A 14,218-nucleotide genomic window follows, 5' to 3' on the forward strand; every position below is an offset into this window, starting at 1 on the left:
CGTGGACCCCCGGCACAAGGCCGGGGGTGACGGGCAGAGAGTGTGGCACCCATAAAGCTGCCAATGCAGCTATTCTCCATAATGGCTGTAGTGCAGCCATTATGGCTGATTGGTCCTAGCCATGTTCAGCCGAATCGGTATATAAACCCGCCTCCCAACCGTCTTTAGGCGGCGTGGGGCCGTGCCGGCACCCTTGGAGGCCGGCCTGAGGGGCTGCGATGGTCGCCGCCCCTTTGCCATTCGTAAGGAGTTTCCACTATGGCAGACGTGTTGAAGATCAACGCGACGCTGCGCGAACGGGCCGGTAAGGGGGCCGCCCGCGCCGCCCGTCGTGAGGGTAATGTGCCGGGCGTCATCTATGGCGACAACCAGCCGCCGCTGATGATCAATTTCAATTCGAAGGAACTGGAGCGCGAGCTGCGCCGTCCGGGTTTCTTCTCGCACCTGTATGAAGTCACCGTCGACGGCAAGGCGCATCGCGTCCTGGCGCGCGAGCTGCAGCAGCATCCGGTGAACGACCGCGCCATCCATGTCGATTTCCTGCGCGTCTCGAAGAATGTGAAGGTCGAGGTCGCGGTGCCGGTCCACTTCACCAACGAGGAGAAGTCGCCGGGCCTGAAGCGTGGCGGCGTGCTGAACATCGTGCGCCATGAGGTCGAGCTGTACTGCTCGCCCGAGTCGATCCCGGAAGAGCTGGTGATCGACCTGACCGGCTACGAGGTCGGCGATTCGATCCATATCAGCGCCGTGACGCTGCCGGACGGCGTCGCGCCGACCATCACCGATCGCGACTTCACCGTCGCCACCATCGCCGCCCCGTCCGCGCTGCGCAGCGAAGACAATGCGGCCAGCGGCGAGGAAGAGGAGGAAGGGGAGGAATAATCCCCTTCGCTTCCCGCTAACCGGGCAGGATTACCATGCTGCTTCTGGTCGGCCTGGGCAATCCGGGCCCCGGTCACGCGAACCAACGCCACAATATCGGATTCATGGCGGTGGACGAGATCGTCCGCCGCCATGGGTTCGGCCCGTGGCGCGCGCGTTTTCAAGGGCTGATGGCCGAGGGCGTCATCGCCGGCGAAAAGGTGCTGGCGCTGAAACCGCTGACCTACATGAACAATTCCGGCCATTCGGTCGGCGAGGCGCGGAACTTCTTCAAGATCGCGCCGCAATCGGTGTTCGTCGTGCATGACGAGCTCGACCTCGTGCCCGGCAAGATCAAGGTCAAGCTGGGCGGCGGGCATGGCGGGCATAACGGCCTGCGTTCCATCGACGCCGCCATCGGCAAGGAATATTGGCGCATCCGTCTCGGCATCGGCCATCCCGGCGACAAGGACAAGGTGCTCGCCTGGGTGTTGAACGATTTCGCCAAGGTCGAGCAGCAGGCCTGGCTGGTGCCGCTGCTGGACGCCGTGGCCGCGCATATCGACATTCTCATCAAGGGCGAAGACGGCCACTTCATGAGCAAGGTGACCACCGCCGTGTTCCCGCCCCCTCCCCGGCAACCGAAGGCGAAGCCGGCACCGGCCTCCGATTCGGCCCCACCCTCCGACACTCAGGAATAGCGCAGATGGGTTTCAATTGCGGCATCGTCGGCCTCCCCAATGTGGGCAAGTCGACCCTGTTCAACGCGTTGACCGCGACCGCCGCCGCCGAGGCCGCGAATTACCCGTTCTGCACCATCGAGCCGAACACCGGCCGCGTGGCCGTGCCCGATCCCCGGCTGGACGCCATTGCCGCCCTGGCCAAGTCGGCCAAGATTCTGCCGACGCAGCTTGAATTCGTCGATATCGCCGGGCTGGTGCGCGGGGCCAGCAAGGGCGAAGGGCTGGGCAACCAGTTCCTCGGCAACATCCGCGAGGTGGACGCCATCGTCCATGTGCTGCGCTGCTTCGAATCCGGCGACATCACCCATGTCGAAGGCTCGGTCGACCCGGTCCGCGACGCCGACACGGTCGAGACCGAGCTGATGCTCTCCGACCTCGACAGCCTGGAGCGCCGTGCCCTGCCCTTGTCCAAGAAAGCCAAGAGCGGCGAGAAGGACGCCAAGGCGCAGATGGAGCTGATCGAGCCAATCCTGGTGGCACTGCGCGAGGGCCTGCCGGCCCGCACGGTGAAATTCGCCGAGAATGAGCAGAACGCGGTGAAGCAGCTTCAGCTCATCACCTCCAAGCCGGTGCTCTATCTGTGCAACGTCTCGGAAGAGGACGCCGCCACCGGCAACGCGCTGTCCGAGAAAGTCGCCGCCAAGGCCAAGGCGGAAGGGGCGAGCAGCGTCGTCATCTCGGCCGCCATCGAGGCGGAAATCGCGCAGATCCAGGATATGGAGGAGCGCCAGGAATTCCTGTCCTCGCTGGGTCTGGAGGAGGCCGGGCTGGCCCGCGTCATCCGCGCCGGCTATTCGCTGCTCGACCTGTTGACCTTCTTCACCGCCGGCCCGAAGGAAACCCGCGCCTGGACCGTTCGCAAGGGTGCGAAGGCCCCGGAGGCCGCCGGCGTGATCCACAGCGATTTCGAGCGCGGCTTCATCCGCGCCGAGACCATCGCCTACGAGGATTTCATCGCCTGCGGCGGCGAGCAGGGTGCGAAGGACGCCGGCAAGCTGCGCGTCGAGGGCTCGGAATATCTCGTGAAAGACGGCGACATCTTCCACTTCCGCTTCAACGTCTAGGCGGCGGGGCTTTCGCCTACCTGGCCACGGTGCGCGCGGGGAACGGCGGCAGCGGCTTCGGGGGTTCCGGCGGGGCCGGCCGGGTCGCCCCCGTGGCGGCGTCGGTCAGCATGTAGAGGCCGCGTTCTCCCGGCACCGGCTGGAACCGGTCGGAGATGCCCAGCACGGTTTCAGCGCCCCCCAGATACAGGATGCCGTCGGCCGGCATGCGCTTGGCGATCGCCTCCAGCACCTTGCCCTTGGTCGGCTGGTCGAAATAGATCAGCACGTTGCGGCAGAACACCACGTCGAACTGGCCCAGCGGCGACAGGTCATGCAGCAGATTATACGGCCGGAACTGGATGTTCTCGCGCAGGCCGGCATCGATGCGCCACTTGTCGCCATCCTGCTTGAAATACTTCACCAGGTAATTGATCGGCAGGCCGCGCTGCACCTCGAACTGCGAATACACCCCGGCCTTGGCGCGCTCGACCATGGCGATGGACAGGTCGGTGGCGACGATCTCGAACTTCCAGCCGGCGGACAGCGCCGTCTCCTCCTTCAGCATCATGGCGATGGAGTAAGGCTCCTGGCCGCTGGAGCAGGCGGCGCTCCAGATGCGGATCCGCCGGCCGGCCTGGCGCTTTTCCATCAGCCGGGGCAGCACCACGCGCTTTAGCTGGTCGAACGGCTTCATGTCGCGAAAGAACAGCGATTCGTTGGTCGTCATCGCCTCGACCACGGCCTTCGATATCTGGCTGTCGTGGCGCATGCGGATGGCCTGCACCAGCTCCTCCAGCGACTTCAGGCTGAAGCTGCGCGCGACCGGCAACAGCCGGCTCTCCAGCAGGTATATCTTGTCCTGCGTCAGCACCAGGCCGGACTGGTCCTTGACCAGGTTGGCCAGCAGGGTGAAATCCTCGGGCTTCATGCGGCCGGCCTCAGTGCGCGTTCATACAGATAGCCCGCCATGCGGTCGATGGGGATGACGGCGCTGCACAGGCCGGCGGTGGCGACGGCCCCCGGCATGCCCCAGACCACGCTGCTCGCCTCGTCCTGAGCGGCGATGATGCCGCCGGCCTTGACCACCACGTCGGACCCGGCCTGCCCGTCCTTGCCCATGCCGGTCAGCATCAGCACCAGAACGCGGTTGCCGTAGATTTTCGCCAGGCTGCGCAGCATCGGATCGACCGAGGGGCGACAGAAATTCTCCGGCGGGGTCTGGGTCAGGCGGATCACCCGGCGCGTGCCGTCGGCCTCCACCAGCATGTGGAAATTGCCGGGCGCCAGGTAGATGCGGCGCGGCACCACCGGCTCGCCATCCTTGCCCTCGCGGCAGTCCCAGCCGCTGACGCGCGTCAGGTGCTCGGCCAGGATCGGGGTGAAGGTGGCCGGCATATGCTGGGTGATGAAGATCGGCTGCGGCAGATCCTTGCGCAGATTGCCCAGCAGCTTCAGCAGCGCCTGCGGCCCGCCGGTGGAGGAGCCGATGGCGATGGCCTCCGGCGCCAGCTTCGCGTCGGCCGTGCGCAGGACGATGTTCTGCGACATCAGCGGCTTGGGCGCCAGCGGCACCGGCGTGGTGCGCTTGTCGGCGCTGAAGCGCGCCGGCTGCTGCACGATGCGCGCCTTGCCGCCGCTGCTGCGCCGGGCCGCCCCCAGCGCGCGAATTTTCATCACCAGGTCGCGCTTGAAATCCTCGGCCGAGATCAGCGCGCCGGCGCTGGTCGGCTTCGGCAGGTAGTCCTTCGCCCCGGCGGAAAGCGCGCGCAGGCTGATATCGGCGTTCTTGGTGGTCAGGGTGGAGGACATCACCACCTGCAAGGTGGGGTCGATCTCCAGCAGCTTAGGCAGGGCGGTCAGCCCGTCCATGCGCGGCATCTCGATATCCAGGATGGTGACCTCGACATCGAAGCGCTGCAGCTGGCGCATCGCCATCTCGCCATCGCCGACCGAGGCGACGATCTCGATATCCGGCTCGGCCGCCAGCACCTTGGTGTAGAGCCCGCGGATAACCGCCGAATCGTCGACCAGCATCACCCGGAAGGGGCCAGCGCCAGCGGGCTTGCCCGGCGCCAGGCCGGCCCCGGAAGGCGCATTGGGGGCGGTGGTCATCAAATCAGCCCCACCTGCTGGAATTTCGACTGGATGATATCGCTGTCGAACGGCTTCATGATGTACTCGTTGGCCCCGGCCATCAGGGCTTCCTGGATGCGCGACATCTCGTTCTCGGTCGTGCAGAACACCACCACGGGCCGGTCGCCGCCCGGCATCTGGCGCAGCGCGCGCAGGAAGTCGATCCCGTTCATCACCGGCATGTTCCAATCCAGCAGGATCGCATCCGGCATGGCCTTGCGGCAGGCCTCGACGGCGGCCTGGCCGTCGGCCGCCTCGTCGATGGCGAATTCGAGCTGTTCCAGGATTTTCCGGGCCACCATGCGGACGACACGGGAATCATCGACGATTAGACAGGACTTCATAGCAATTCTCTCGTCGGCGCCGACCGTGCGCCCCCTTTTTTCCGACAATCACGGAACGCTACACGAATTCGCCGCCCGGGGCGATGCCCCCGGGAGTGACGGTGAGAGAGCGACCCTGGCGAAACGACACCGCCTCAGGCGGCCTGAGCGCGGGAAAAATCGAGCAGGCGGTTGACGTCGATCAGCACCAGAAGCTGCTTGTCCAGCCGGTAGATGCCGTTGGAGATTTCCCGCCACATCGGATCCAGCGTCGCGGGATTCCGCTCCAGCAACTCATGCGTCAGGTTCAGCACCTCGCCGACCTGATCGACCATCAGGCTGTACAGCTCGCCCTGGCATTCGACCACGACGCTCATGCCCTTGCCCACGCCTCCCTCGGCCTGCGGCAGGCCGAGCCGGCGGCGCATATCCACGGCGGTGACGATGCGGCCGCGCAGGTTGAGCGAGCCGGCCACCTCCGGCGGGGCCAGGGGAATGCGGGTGATGCGCTGCGGGCCCAGCACGTCATGCACGTCGAGCACCGGAAAGCCGAACATCTGCTTGGCGATGAACACCGTCACATATTGCTGCGAGGCTTCGGTGGACGGGTCGGTTATTTCGGTCGTCCGACGGGTTACGAGATCGTTAGCCATGTCTCACCTCACGCTACGCTAATGGTCTGCGACAGGGTCTGCAGCAGGGCGTCGCGATCATCCTTCGCGACATAGTCATTGAAGCCGACTTCCCGGCCGCGATCCAGGTCGCGCGGGCTGGTATGCGAGGACAGCGCCACCATCGGCACATCCTGCCAGCGGCTGCCGCGCACCGCCTGGGCGAAATCGAAGCCGTTCATGCCCGGCATCTCGATATCGCTGACGATCACGTCGAAATCGCGGCCCTCCTCGCAATAGGTCAGCGCGGTGGTGGCGTTGTCGGCCGTCGTCACCTCATAGCCGGCGACGGTCAGCAGCGGGGTCAGCAGATTGCGGAAGAACGGGCTGTCATCGACCAGCAGCACGCGCTTGCCAAGCTGGTTGGCGGCAAGCTCCTGCTGCGCCTCGGCATCGAACCAGTCGGCGAAAGCCTGTTGCAGATAATGGCCGGCGTCGATCACCTCGGTCGCCTTGCCACCGATGATGGCGCTGCCCATCAGGCCCGGCCGCTCGGTCTTCAGATTGATCTCGATGCGGTCCTCGACGATGTCGATGATCTCGTCGACCATCAGCCCCATGGAGCGGTCCTGGTCGGCGAACACCAGCACCGGCTGGGTGCCGGTGCGCTTCACCTCGTAGCCTTGCAGGATCGGCACCAGCGGCATCAGCCGGCCGCGATACTGCACCACCGGGCGGCCGTCGGACCATTCCAGCTTGGCGCAGTCGATCTCCTCCAGCCGGGCGACCAGGGCCAGCGGCACCGCCTTCGGACTCTCGTCGCCGGCGCGGAACACCAGCAGCGAGGTGCGGGCGCGCGAGGCCAGAACCTCGGTCGACACGGCGTCGCCATGCTTTTCGTCCTGGCCGACGCCGATCTCGCCGGTCGCGGCCGCGATGCCGTTCGGATCCAGGATCATGATGACGCTGCCATCGCCCAGGATGGTGTTGCCCGAGAACAGCGAGATGGAGCGCAGGATCGGCGCCACCGGCTTCACCACGATTTCCTCGGTGTCGAACACCCGGTCGACGATGATGCCGAATGTGTAGGTGCCGACCTGGGTGACGACGATGAAGCTGTCGGAGCCGGTCTCGGCCGGCTGATCGTCCAGGTTCAGCATCTTGGCCAGCGAGACCAGCGGCAGCAGGCGGTCGCGCAGGCGCAGCACGGGGACGGCGTTCAACGTCTCGATCTGATGTTCGGAATTGTTCGAGGCGCGCACCAGCTCGACCACGCTGATCTGCGGGATGGCGAAACGCTCGCCCCGGCAGGCGACGACCAGCGCCGAAACGATCGCCAGCGTCAGCGGAATCTTGATAACGAAGCTGGAGCCCCGGCCCTCGCGGCTGTTCAGCTCGATGGTACCGCCGATCTTCTCGATATTGGTGCGCACCACATCCATGCCGACGCCGCGGCCGGAGACGGAGGTGACCTGGGCCGCGGTGGAGAAGCCGGCCTTGAAGATGAATTGCTGAATCTGCTGCAGCGTCATGCCGTCCAGCTCGGCCTCGGAAGCCAGGCCGTTCTGAATCACCTTCTGCTTGATCTTGTCGATGTTCAGGCCGCGCCCATCGTCGCTGATCTCGATGATGATGTGGCCGCCCTCGTGATAGGCGTTCAGCGTGATGGTGCCGGTCTCGGACTTGCCGACGGCCAGCCGGTCGGCGATGCCCTCGATGCCGTGATCGGCGGAGTTGCGGACCATATGGGTCAGCGGGTCCTTGATCAGCTCCAGCACCTGGCGGTCCAGCTCGGTTTCCGCGCCGATCATCTTCAGGTCGATCTTCTTGCCCAGCTCATGCGCCAGGTCGCGCACGATGCGCGGCAGCTTGGCCCAGGCATTGCCGATCGGCTGCATGCGGGTCTTCATGACGCCGTCCTGCAATTCCGACGTCACCTGGGAGAGGCGCTGCAACGGCACGGTGAATTCCGTGTCCTTGTAGCGCCGCATGATCTGCAGCAGCTGGTTGCGGGTCAGCACCAGCTCGCTGACCATGGTCATCAGATTTTCCAGCAGATCGACCGAGACGCGGATGGTCTGGTTGGCGACCGCGCTGTCGGCGGTCTCCGCCGAGGCGACGCCGCCGCCATTCTTGGCCACGACATCGCTGCCGGTCGCCTTGGCGACGGGGGCCGCAGCCGGGGCGGGCGCGGCCGGCGGCGGGGCCGGCATATCCTCCGGGCCGGGCGCGGCCAGGAAGGCGGCCTCCAGCTCGTCGAGCGAGACCTCGCCCGGACGGTTGCCGACATCGTCGGCCGTATCCATCGCCATCTCCGCCGCCGCCATCTCCTCTTCCGCCGCGGCGGCCTGGGCGCCGGCTGCGGCCGTTTCGATGGTGATTGTGGTCTCTCCGGCGGCCATGGCGTCCAGGGCGGCGATCAGATCGCCATCCTCGCCCTCGGGCTCGGTCTCGGTCTGCTCCAGCGCGTGGACGATCATCTTGATGCGGTCGAGCGAGGCCAGGATCAGCGTGACCGCCTGCGGGGTGACTTCCAGCTCGCCGTCGCGGAACTTGCCCAGCACATTCTCGGACGCATGCGCCACCGCCTCCAGGCGCGGCAGACCCAGGAAGCCGCAGGTGCCCTTGATGGTGTGCACGAGGCGGAAAATATTGCTCAACAGGCTGGGATCGTTGGGGTTCTGTTCCAGCCTGACCAACTCGAGATCGAGCGTCGCCAGATTCTCGGCGGTCTCGGTCAGAAATTCGCTGAGCAGATCATCCATCTTTAACCATCCCCGTAATTGCGCCGGGCAACCGGCCTAACCTGGCAGAAACCACCCTAATTAACCATGCGGCCATACTGGGGTGCGAAGCTTAAAAACTGGTAAACGATTCGGAATTTCGTCAAACCCCGGCTAATTCTTCTTCCGGACGTGGCGGCAGGGAGAGCGTTAACCGCACGCGGTCGGTTTCCAGCGCGGTTTCGACACGCCCGCCCAGCCGGCGCGCCAGCACCCCCGCGACGAAGGCGACCACGCTGCGCGAATCGAGATCGTCGGCCGCGGTTTCGTCGCTCAGCGCCGTCGCTGCCGCCGCCTCCAGCCGCGCACCGACGCCCCGCGCCTCGATCTGCACGCTGATGCCGTCCGGGGTCTCGGCGGAACTTAGCGTCAGACTGCCGCCGCGCGGCAGCGCCTCTATTCCGACCAGGGCGAGCGCCAGCACCGCGCGCAGCACGCCTGGGCCGGCCCCCTCGGAATCCATCCGCGTCTCGGGGCGCCAGTCCAGCACCACCTTGCTTTCCTGAAGATAGGCCGCCAGCAGCTTGCGACCATCGCTCAACGGGTGATCGTTGCGGTCCCCGGCGATGCCATAGGCGATCCGGTACAGGCTCAGCTTGGCCGCCGCCTGGCGGGCGCTGCGGCCGACCAGGTCGAGCGCGTCCTGCGCCAGCTCGTCGCCCATCTCCTCGATCAGCTCCAGACCGTTGACGATCGCGCCGACCGGGCTGATCAGATCGTGGCACAGCCGCGACATCAGCAGGTCCATCACCCTCATCTCGACGTGCATCGAGCACTCCTTCCGCTTTATGCTGTTCTTATCAGAATAAAAAATGAGGCGCGCAGTCCCGTCATGAACGACACATTCAACACCATGAATTCAACCGCCTTGGAAGGCGGCCTCGCCCCGGGTGCCCTGGTCCGCCACCCAGGCCAGCCCGATTGGGGGCTGGGGCAAGTGCAGTCGGTTATCGGCAACCGGATCACCGTCAATTTCGAGCATGCGGGTAAACAACTGATAAACGGCGACGTAATTGGTTTGGTTCTAGTCGAGGATGACTAGACGAAAGCCAGTCGGTGGGCTAGGCGTGGGGGCAATGAAAAACCGGCGAAACCGCCGGAACTGGGAGGAAGCGACACCATGCCGAACGATACCGAGCCCCCCGTAGCCGCGCCGGTCGCCGCGCCGGCCGCCGCCACTGGCGCAACCCGGCTGCGCCGCCCGGGACGCGAGGGCGACGAGACGCGCCGCAAATCCAACCCCTTCACCAAGGGCCGACAGGTCGATCCGCACGCGGTGGCGGAGATCGATTGGCTGCTGACCGACAAGCCGATCCGCCGCGATTTTCTGATCGAGCATCTGCACGCGATCCAGGATCATTACGGCCATATCTCGGCCCAGCATCTGGCGGCGCTGGCCTATCTGATGCGCCTGCCGATGGCGGAGGTCTACGAGGTCGCCACCTTCTACGCCCATTTCACCGTGCTGCGCGACGAGGATGAGGAGCCGCCGCGCGTCACCATCCGGGTCTGCGACGGGCTGAGCTGCAGCCTCGCGGGCGCGGAGACGCTGCTGGCCGCGCTGGCGGACACCGAGCTGCGCAACAAGCGCATCGTCCGCGCCCCTTGCATGGGGGCCTGCGACCAGGCCCCGGTCGCCGCCTATAATCATGTGCAGATCCCGCATTGCACGGTGGAGAAGGTGGTGACCGGCGGCCCCTTCGCGCATGAATTCGCCCCGCCCTACGACCGGCTCGACGCCTATGTCGAGGGCGGCGGCTACGAGTTGCTGCGCGAGTTGCGCGAGGGGCGGCTGACGCCCGAGGGGATAATCGAGACGCTGCGTCAGGCCGGCCTGCGCGGGCTGGGCGGGGCCGGCTTCCCGACCGACCGGAAATGGGCGCTGGTGCGCAGCCAGCCGGGCCCGAAATTCCTGGCGGTCAATGCCGACGAGGGCGAGCCCGGCACCTTCAAGGACCGCTATTACATGGAGCGCGATCCGCATCGGCTGCTGGAGGGCATGCTGATCGCCGCCACCGTGACCGGCTGCGAAACCGCCATCCTGTATGTCCGTGACGAATATCCGCATCTGCGCGCCAATATCGCGGTCGAGCTGCATCATCTGCGCGAAAGCGGCCTGCTGGGCGACATCGCGGTGCATCTGCGGCGCGGCGCGGGCGCTTATATCTGCGGCGAGGAATCGGCGATGATCGAATCGATCGAGGGCAAGCGCGGCCTGCCCCGCCACCGCCCGCCCTATGTGGCCGAACAGGGCCTGTTCGGCCGGCCGACGCTGGTGAACAATGTCGAGACGCTGTTCTGGGTGCGCGACATCCTGCAGGAAGGGGCAGAGTGGTTCGCCGGGCTGGGGCGGCGCGGGCACAAGGGCATCCGCGCCTTCTCCGTCTCCGGCCGGGTGAAGGGGCCGGGGGTGAAGCTGGCCCCGGCCGGCATCACCGCGCGCGAGCTGATCGAGGAATATTGCGGCGGCATGGCCGAGGGGCACGCCTTCAAGGCCTATCTGCCGGGCGGTGCCTCCGGCGGCATCCTGCCGGCCCGCCTGGCCGACATCCCGCTGGATTTCGGCACGCTGGTCGAGCATGACAGCTTCGTCGGCAGCCATGCCTTCATCGTGCTGTCGGACCAGGACAATGCGGCCGACGCGGCGCTGAACCTGATGCGCTTCTTCGCCGACGAGAGCTGCGGGCAATGCACGCCCTGCCGCCTGGGCACCGAGAAGGCGGCCACGCTGATGGCGCGGCCGGAGTGGGATGAGCCGCTGCTGCGCGACCTCGCCCGCGCCATGGCCGACGCCTCGATCTGCGGGCTAGGCCAAGCGGCGCCGAACCCGATGCTGAGCGTGCTGACGCATTTTCCCGAGGACGTCGCCGCGCGAGGCCGCTGATGACGGAAGCGATCCGCTTCACGCTGGACGGACGGGAGGTCGAGGCCGCCCCCGGCGAGACCCTGTGGCAGGTCGCCCGGCGCGGCGGCACGACCGTCCCGCATCTATGCCATAAGCCTGCGCCCGGTTACCGGCCGGACGGCAATTGCCGCGCCTGCATGGTGGAGATCGAGGGCGAGCGCACGCTGGCCGCATCGTGCATCCGCAAGCCGGCGCCCGGCATGAAGGTGACCACCGCATCCGACCGGGCGCGGCACGCCCGGCGCACCATCTTCGAGCTGCTGCTGGCCGACCAGCCGGCGCGGGATCAGGCGCACGACCCCGCCAGCGCCTTCTGGCGCTGGGCCGAGGCGATGGATGTCGCCGACAGCCGTTTCCCGAAGCGTGCGGCGCGGCCGAAGCCGGATTCCAGCCATCCCGCCATCGCCGTCAATCTGGATGCCTGCATCCAGTGCAATCTCTGCGTCCGCGCCTGCCGCGAGGTGCAAGTGAACGACGTGATCGGCCTGGCCGGGCGCGGGCATGAGTCCGAGATCGTGTTCGATTTCGGCGATCCGATGGGCGACAGCACCTGCGTGGCCTGCGGCGAATGCGTGCAGGCCTGCCCGACCGGCGCGCTGATGCCGGCCAGCCTGCTGAACGAGGCGGGACTGCCCGGCAAACAGCCGGAACGGGAAGTCGACAGCCTGTGCCCCTATTGCGGCGTCGGCTGCCAGCTCACCTTTCAGGTTTCCGACAACCGCATCCTGGCGGTGAAGGGCCGCGACGGGCCGGCCAACCACAACCGGCTCTGCGTGAAAGGCCGCTACGGCTTCGACTATGTGCACAGCAAGGAACGCCTGACCAAGCCGCTGATCCGCCGCACCGACGCGCCGAAGGAACGCTCGCTGGAGGTCGATCCCGCCAACCCGCTGACCCATTTCCGCGAGGCGAGCTGGGAAGATGCGCTGGAAGTCGCGGCCGCCGGCCTGGCCCGCATCCGCGAAACGACCGGGCCTGATGCCCTGGCCGGCTTCGGCTCCGCCAAGGGCTCGAACGAGGAGGCCTATCTGTTCCAGAAGCTGGTGCGCACCGGCTTCGGCACCAACAATATCGATCATTGCACAAGGCTGTGCCATGCCTCCTCCGTCGCGGCGCTGATCGAGGGCATCGGCTCCGGCGCGGTGACGGCCCCGTTCTACGAGTGCGAAAATTCCGACGTCATCATCGTCATCGGCGCGACGCCGACGGTGAACCATCCGGTCGCCGCCACCTTCATCAAGAATGCGGTGAAGCGGGGCGCGACGCTGATCGTCATCGACCCGCGCGGCCAGGGACTGACGCGCCACGCCCATCTGCACCTGCAATTCCGCGGCGGCACCGATGTGGCGCTGCTGAACGCGATGATCCACACCATCATCGCCGAAGGGCTGAGCGACCCGGACTATATCGCCCGCTTCACGCAGGATTTCGACGCGCTGAAGGCCCGCGTGGCCGACTACAGCCCGGAGAAGATGGCGCCGCTCTGCGGCATACCGGCGGAGGTTCTGCGCCGCGCCGCGCGGCTCTACGCCAGCGCCAAGGCGGCGATGATCTTCTGGGGCATGGGCATCTCGCAGCACACCCACGGCACCGACAATGCGCGCTGCCTGATCGCGCTGGCGCTGCTGACCGGCAATATCGGCAAGCCGGGGGCCGGGCTGCACCCGCTGCGCGGGCAGAACAACGTGCAGGGCGCCTCCGACGCCGGGCTGATCCCGATGTTCCTGCCGGATTACCGCTCGGTCGATGACAATGCCGTCCGCGCGCTGTTCGAGGCCGCCTGGGGCAGGCCCATCGACCCGCAGAAGGGCCTGACCGTGGTGGAGATCATGGATGCGGCCCATCGCGGCGCGATACGCGGGATGTACATCATGGGCGAAAACCCGGCCATGTCCGACCCGGACCAGACCCATGTGCGCCAAGCGCTGGCGACGCTGGATCATCTGGTGGTGCAGGAAATCTTCCTGACCGAGACCGCCGCCTTCGCCGATGTGATCCTGCCCGCCACCAGCTTTCTGGAGAAGGATGGCAGCTTCACCAACACCAACCGGCAGGTACAGATCGGCCGCCAGGCCATCGAGCCGCCGGGCGAGGCGCGCCAGGATTGGTGGATCATCCAGGAGCTGGCCCGCCGGCTAGGCCTCGACTGGGCCTACGCCCATCCGCGCGACGCGTTCGAGGAGATGCGCCAGCTGATGCCCTCGATCCGGGGCATCAGCTGGCAGCGGCTGGAGCGCGAGGGCTCCGTCACCTATCCCTGCGAGGCGGCGGACGATCCGGGCCAGGAGGTGATCTTCGGCGACGGCTTCCCCACGGCCAGCGGCCGGGCGCGCTTCGTGCCCACCGATATCCGCCCGCCCGACGAGTTGCCGGATGGCGACTACCCGTTCATCCTGACCACCGGGCGCATCCTGGAGCATTGGCACACCGGGGCGATGACGCGGCGCGCCACCGTGCTGGACGCCATCGAGCCGGAACCCTTCTGCCATCTTTCGCCCGACGATATGGGCAAGGCCGGCATCCTGCCCGGCGAGACGATCCGCGTGCGCACCCGACGCGGCGCCATCGAGCTGAAGGCCCGGCTGGACCGCGATGTGTCCAGCGGCACGCTGTTCATCCCGTTCTGCTACGCCGAGGCGGCGGCCAACTTCCTCACCAACCCCGCGCTCGATCCGGACGGCAAGATCCCCGAACTGAAATTCTGCGCCGCCCGGCTGGAGCGCACCAACGAGGCCGCCCCGGCGACGTAACCGCCGGGTCGCAGCCCCCTTTCCTCCTCCCCGTCATTCCCGGCCTTGTGCCGGGAATCCAGG

12 protein-coding genes are annotated in these 14,218 nt (G+C 66.7%); 6 read left to right on the forward strand and 6 right to left on the reverse strand.

The genetic code is table 11. The features are described from left to right. Positions 1-258 precede the first annotated feature (258 nt). The 3 genes from AUP43_RS17215 to ychF are packed head-to-tail and all read left to right on the forward strand — an operon-like array spanning position 259 to position 2,668. Positions 259-882: a 50S ribosomal protein L25/general stress protein Ctc gene (locus AUP43_RS17215; protein WP_067559970.1), complete on the forward strand. Its 624-nt coding sequence runs from the start codon at positions 259-261 to the stop codon at positions 880-882. Between the two features lie 35 nt (positions 883-917). Further along, positions 918-1,562 (forward strand): aminoacyl-tRNA hydrolase, encoded by a 645-nt coding sequence (gene pth, locus AUP43_RS17220; RefSeq protein ID WP_067559972.1) that lies wholly within the window; start codon positions 918-920, stop codon positions 1,560-1,562. Between the two features lie 5 nt (positions 1,563-1,567). Further along, complete coding sequence (gene ychF, locus AUP43_RS17225; RefSeq protein WP_067559974.1) at positions 1,568-2,668, forward strand: redox-regulated ATPase YchF; 1,101 nt, start codon at positions 1,568-1,570, stop codon at positions 2,666-2,668. Positions 2,669-2,684: 16 nt separating this feature from the next. Here ychF and AUP43_RS17230 read toward each other — a convergent pair whose 3' ends face one another. From AUP43_RS17230 to AUP43_RS17255, 6 genes are all read right to left on the reverse strand, one after another. Beyond that, positions 2,685-3,578 (reverse strand): CheR family methyltransferase, encoded by an 894-nt coding sequence (locus AUP43_RS17230; RefSeq protein ID WP_067559976.1) that lies wholly within the window; start codon positions 3,576-3,578, stop codon positions 2,685-2,687. Further along, entirely contained in the window at positions 3,575-4,684 is a 1,110-nt protein-coding gene (locus AUP43_RS17235) for a protein-glutamate methylesterase/protein-glutamine glutaminase (protein ID WP_067559991.1), read from the reverse strand. Before AUP43_RS17235 ends, AUP43_RS17230 begins: the two co-directional genes overlap by 4 nt. A gap of 77 nt (positions 4,685-4,761) precedes the next feature. Then, on the reverse strand, positions 4,762-5,127 hold the full coding sequence (locus AUP43_RS17240; RefSeq protein ID WP_067559978.1) for a response regulator: 366 nt from the start codon (positions 5,125-5,127) through the stop codon (positions 4,762-4,764). A 134-nt stretch (positions 5,128-5,261) separates the two neighbouring features. Further along, the gene (locus AUP43_RS17245; protein ID WP_067559980.1) at positions 5,262-5,759 is read right to left on the reverse strand and encodes a chemotaxis protein CheW; all 498 of its coding nucleotides are present in this window, start codon (positions 5,757-5,759) and stop codon (positions 5,262-5,264) included. A gap of 8 nt (positions 5,760-5,767) precedes the next feature. Then, a complete protein-coding gene (locus tag AUP43_RS17250; RefSeq protein ID WP_067559982.1) occupies positions 5,768-8,482 on the reverse strand; it encodes a hybrid sensor histidine kinase/response regulator in 2,715 nt (904 codons plus the stop codon). Between the two features lie 121 nt (positions 8,483-8,603). Then, a complete protein-coding gene (locus AUP43_RS17255) occupies positions 8,604-9,269 on the reverse strand; it encodes a histidine phosphotransferase family protein (protein ID WP_067559985.1) in 666 nt (221 codons plus the stop codon). Between the two features lie 63 nt (positions 9,270-9,332). Between AUP43_RS17255 and AUP43_RS17260 the strand changes: the two genes are divergently transcribed. The 3 genes from AUP43_RS17260 (at position 9,333) to fdhF (ending at position 14,155) form a co-directional block, all read left to right on the forward strand. After that, entirely contained in the window at positions 9,333-9,542 is a 210-nt protein-coding gene (locus tag AUP43_RS17260) for a DUF3553 domain-containing protein (protein ID WP_067559987.1), read from the forward strand. Positions 9,543-9,620: 78 nt separating this feature from the next. Next, entirely contained in the window at positions 9,621-11,384 is a 1,764-nt protein-coding gene (locus AUP43_RS17265) for an NADH-ubiquinone oxidoreductase-F iron-sulfur binding region domain-containing protein (protein WP_084462885.1), read from the forward strand. Beyond that, positions 11,384-14,155: a formate dehydrogenase subunit alpha gene (fdhF, locus tag AUP43_RS17270; protein ID WP_067559989.1), complete on the forward strand. Its 2,772-nt coding sequence runs from the start codon at positions 11,384-11,386 to the stop codon at positions 14,153-14,155. The genes AUP43_RS17265 and fdhF overlap by 1 nt, the downstream gene beginning before the upstream one ends. The last annotated feature ends 63 nt before the right edge of the window (positions 14,156-14,218 follow it).

It is taken from the genome of Oceanibaculum pacificum (genome assembly GCF_001618175.1).
GTDB classification, from domain to species: domain Bacteria; phylum Pseudomonadota; class Alphaproteobacteria; order Oceanibaculales; family Oceanibaculaceae; genus Oceanibaculum; species Oceanibaculum pacificum.

Coding starts and splice junctions, on each gene's coding strand:
- fdhF (WP_067559989.1), top strand. CDS start 11,384: ATGACGGAAGCGATCCGCTTCACGCTGGACGGACGGGAGGTCGAGGCC.
- AUP43_RS17265 (WP_084462885.1), top strand. CDS start 9,621: ATGCCGAACGATACCGAGCCCCCCGTAGCCGCGCCGGTCGCCGCGCCG.
- AUP43_RS17260 (WP_067559987.1), top strand. CDS start 9,333: ATGAACGACACATTCAACACCATGAATTCAACCGCCTTGGAAGGCGGC.
- AUP43_RS17255 (WP_067559985.1), bottom strand. CDS start 9,269: ATGCACGTCGAGATGAGGGTGATGGACCTGCTGATGTCGCGGCTGTGC.
- AUP43_RS17215 (WP_067559970.1), top strand. CDS start 259: ATGGCAGACGTGTTGAAGATCAACGCGACGCTGCGCGAACGGGCCGGT.
- pth (WP_067559972.1), top strand. CDS start 918: ATGCTGCTTCTGGTCGGCCTGGGCAATCCGGGCCCCGGTCACGCGAAC.
- AUP43_RS17230 (WP_067559976.1), bottom strand. CDS start 3,578: ATGAAGCCCGAGGATTTCACCCTGCTGGCCAACCTGGTCAAGGACCAG.
- AUP43_RS17250 (WP_067559982.1), bottom strand. CDS start 8,482: ATGGATGATCTGCTCAGCGAATTTCTGACCGAGACCGCCGAGAATCTG.
- AUP43_RS17240 (WP_067559978.1), bottom strand. CDS start 5,127: ATGAAGTCCTGTCTAATCGTCGATGATTCCCGTGTCGTCCGCATGGTG.
- AUP43_RS17235 (WP_067559991.1), bottom strand. CDS start 4,684: ATGCTGGTCGACGATTCGGCGGTTATCCGCGGGCTCTACACCAAGGTG.
- ychF (WP_067559974.1), top strand. CDS start 1,568: ATGGGTTTCAATTGCGGCATCGTCGGCCTCCCCAATGTGGGCAAGTCG.
- AUP43_RS17245 (WP_067559980.1), bottom strand. CDS start 5,759: ATGGCTAACGATCTCGTAACCCGTCGGACGACCGAAATAACCGACCCG.